At 59.3% G+C, this 3,430-nt stretch carries 4 protein-coding genes; all 4 read left to right on the forward strand.

The genetic code is table 11. The annotated features are described in order from the left end of the window. Positions 1 to 144 precede the first annotated feature (144 nt). The 4 genes from DIE17_RS36830 (at position 145) to DIE17_RS36840 (ending at position 3,430) form a co-directional block, all read left to right on the forward strand. On the forward strand, positions 145 to 597 hold the full coding sequence (locus DIE17_RS36830) for a DoxX family protein (protein ID WP_124921834.1): 453 nt from the start codon (positions 145 to 147) through the stop codon (positions 595 to 597). A 388-nt stretch (positions 598 to 985) separates the two neighbouring features. Beyond that, a complete protein-coding gene (locus tag DIE17_RS37705) occupies positions 986 to 1,144 on the forward strand; it encodes a hypothetical protein (RefSeq protein ID WP_185735433.1) in 159 nt (52 codons plus the stop codon). A gap of 144 nt (positions 1,145 to 1,288) precedes the next feature. After that, on the forward strand, positions 1,289 to 2,290 hold the full coding sequence (locus tag DIE17_RS36835) for a polyprenyl synthetase family protein (RefSeq protein WP_124921835.1): 1,002 nt from the start codon (positions 1,289 to 1,291) through the stop codon (positions 2,288 to 2,290). A gap of 57 nt (positions 2,291 to 2,347) precedes the next feature. Further along, on the forward strand, positions 2,348 to 3,430 hold the full coding sequence (locus DIE17_RS36840; RefSeq protein WP_124921836.1) for a hypothetical protein: 1,083 nt from the start codon (positions 2,348 to 2,350) through the stop codon (positions 3,428 to 3,430).

Below are 3,430 nucleotides of genomic sequence, written 5' to 3' on the forward strand. Positions count from 1 at the left end.
CGGCGGCCGCCGCGATGTGCGGCTGCGCGAATGCATGCAACGTGCACCAGCATGCGCACGCGAGTGCGTGGGGCAGCGCATTGCCGACGTCGGACGCGAAGGGCTTCTGGGGCGCGTTCGGCTGTTCGTGCTGGGCGGTCTGACATGACGACACGTACTAGTAACGACACCCCTCCGTGGATCCGCACGCTGTTGTCGCAGCCGTGGGTCTTGCCCGTGGCGCGACTCGCGCTAGTGTCCGCGTATCTGATCGCGGGCGTTTACAAACTGGTGGATTTCAATGCCGCTGCCGCGGAGCAGGCGCACTTCGGCCTGCATCCCGGGTCCGTATGGGCAGCGATGGCCATCGTGGTCGAGATCGGCGGGCCGCTATGCGTGTTGTCCCGGCGTTTCACGTGGCTCGGCGCAGGCGGCCTCGGTGTGTTGACGCTCGTCGCGATGCTGGTGGCCGCAGACTTCTGGAACATGACAGGCGCCGCGCGCTTCATGGCGCTTAACGCCTTTTTCGAACATCTGGGACTGATCGGTGGACTCGTGCTCGTCACGGTGCTCAAGGATACCCGACACCCTGCTGGCGACGGCCCCGCCATTCAGTGACCATGCGACGATCGGGAAAAAGACGATGAATCTGCTCCATCCACATAACCCGTGGATGGAGCAGCCTGACGTCGATATATGAAAGGTCAAATCGACGGCCGCAGAAGTCGTTGAGGCGAGGCCTAATGTCGCGGTGCTCGGGCGCGAAGTCGTACTTTTTTGCGCACCTCACCGATGAAACGGAATGGTGGATCAGCGGGCAGGGTGTTTGACAACTTACCGCTGACCGAAAAATACGCTCGAGCGCATGTCAAGTTTTTCATGTTTTTTTGAGTTCCGCCTTTTTGTTTTTGTCGCCTCAAAGGCGGATGGATGTGCAGAAATGCGAATCCATTCTATGTGATAGCGACAGTTCTCAATGCAAGTTCAATCTTTTTGAGGTAGCACTATGAAAACCGAAATTGAAAGTGTTGGTATCCAATCGGACACCGATCAGGATGAACTGCTTGCGAATGAAGTTCTCGGTTTCGACGGCGCCGATGGCGCATTTGAAGAGCGAGTGAACTTCGAAGCTAGTGGCGGCGGCAGCAGGGGCGCGAACTGCTAGTCAGCCTACGCCGGCTCGGGAGATCAACCCGGGCCGGTCTCAGAAGTTAGATCGCCGTTGACCGGTCCAATGAAACCGGCAATGCAACCCTAACAGGTCTCGTTCTGAACCCCGGGTCACTACCAATTGACTGCAGGCGCTGAAATGTCCGGTGATTATCGAACTTTGATCGGCTCATGGCTCGAAGCGCCGACACGGCAGGCGCTGGACGCCGCGATGGCCGTGCTCGAGGAGCCATGCGCGATGCGTGCACGCCATGGAGATTTGACCATCGCTCTGGAGGCGTCACAGCCGTTTCGAGACGCGCGGTCCAATGTTCGCGTGATGGCCGTCCACCTGCCGTTTCTGGTCCACGCGGCCATCACAGGTGAAACCGCTGCTGCCGTTCCCTTGGCGTCTGCACTGCTGGTGATGGAGGCAGGTGTGTACCTGCTCGACCACGTGATGGATGGCGAATTAGTGCCTCCGCTCAACGATTGGTCGCCGGGTACCCAGATCCTTGCCGCGACCAGCTTGTTGTCGTATGCGCCGCAGCAACTGCTCACATCGATGACTTGTACTGCAGAACGCTTACGTTCGATTCTGCAACGTCTGGCAGACGGCATGCGCCGGATCCGTATCGGACAGGCCATCGAGATTGAATACGAAGCGGCAGGGCGCGCGCATCTGGCCAGCGCGGAAGAGTCTGTCAAGGGGAAGACCGGGGAGCGTCGTGCGCTGTATGCTTCGCTGCCTGCGATCCTCGCAGGTGCCGACACGGCGACTGTTTCCGCATATGAAGGTTATGGAATGAGCCTGGGAATCGCACGCCAGATCCATTCCGACCTCGTCGACCTATTCGGGCGCTGGCCGAGTCGCGATCTTGCCAGCGGAATTCGCACGTGGCCACTCGCGCTGTATATCGACCGTGCCGAGCCTGCCGACCGGAACCGGATGCTCCAGCTTCTGGAGTGGGCGCGCAACGATCAAAGTGTGATTGGCGAGATACGTGAACACCTCCGAGAATCCGGTTGCCTGCGCGAAATGCTTCTACGCAAGGAGGTGCATTGCCAGCGGGCGTTGAGGCTTCTTGCGGAGATCAAGCCGCGCGAACCAGCTGCGCGAGAATTGCGTCATGCGGTCGAGCTCGTGTCGATGGCGACCTGAGGAACCATTCCGACCGCCCGAAGGGCACCATGCAGCACAATATACAGAGCGCGTAGCATGAGCGAGTGTATCTCGAACATCGATCTCGAGTTTCGCCCGCTTCGTTCCCCCGACGCGGAACTTCATTCCCGTACTGAAGGCGAACGACGAATTCATGTGATCAAGCAACGCCGGTTGCTTGCGTATGTGCAGTTGTCGACTATCGGCGTCTTTGTGTGGAAACGCATGGACGGACGGCTTTCGATTCGGGAACTCGCGCTTGAAGTCACCCGTGCCGGAGGGACTTGCGAACCCTCGGCGTTGGCGGCACTGATACGGGCATGGGCCAGCCGCGGTTTCATCGCGGATGTAAGCCCGCCGGCTCGCGACGTGACCGCGACGTGCGGTCGGTGGTGCACGGTATTGCGTCGCTGCCACCGGGCTTTGACTTGGAGGCAGGCGTGGCCGGTCGCCGACGTGTGTATCGCCCGGATATACAACCTCGGAGGCTTCATTGTCTTTCATCGCGGCATGCTGGTTGCGATGGCGCTACTGGCTGGCGCGGGGCTGGTGAAATTTGTCGACCTGCTGACTTCCCGTCAGTTTGCGTGGCAGTTGCACATCGGCCTGACGCAGTGGAGCCTCTTCTTTATTGCGAGCGTGCTGCGCTCAATGGTGCATGAATTGGCGCACGGTTTGGCCGTGAAGCACTTCGGTCGCGAGTTGCTGGGAACTGGATGGGCCTGGAACTGGATCGCCCCTGCCTTATACGTCAACACATCCGATATGTGGCTGTCGGCACGCTGGCCGCGAATCGCTGTCAGTCTGGCTGGGCCATACTCCGATATTCTTGTTGCGTCCATTGCCGTACTGTCGTGCAGGCTTGTTCCGCCCTCGATGTCATCGTATGTGTTCATATTCGGCGCTCACTCGCTGCTAGGAGTTGTGTTCAACCTTTGCCCCCTTCTCAAGGGCGACGGCTATTGCATTCTGAGCGACGTGCTTGGACGAAGAAACTTGCGGACGGACTCAATTCGGTGGCTCTGGTTTGGCTGGTTCCGGAAGTGGCACGACCTGCGCGTGGGGGGATGCGGCTATTTTCTTGGACTGATTTACGTTGCTAACCCGAGGCTTTCACGGTACTCGATGGGGCTGAGATAG

The sequence above is a fragment of the Burkholderia sp. Bp9099 genome, assembly GCF_003857805.1.
In the GTDB taxonomy this organism is placed as follows: Bacteria; Pseudomonadota; Gammaproteobacteria; order Burkholderiales; family Burkholderiaceae; genus Burkholderia.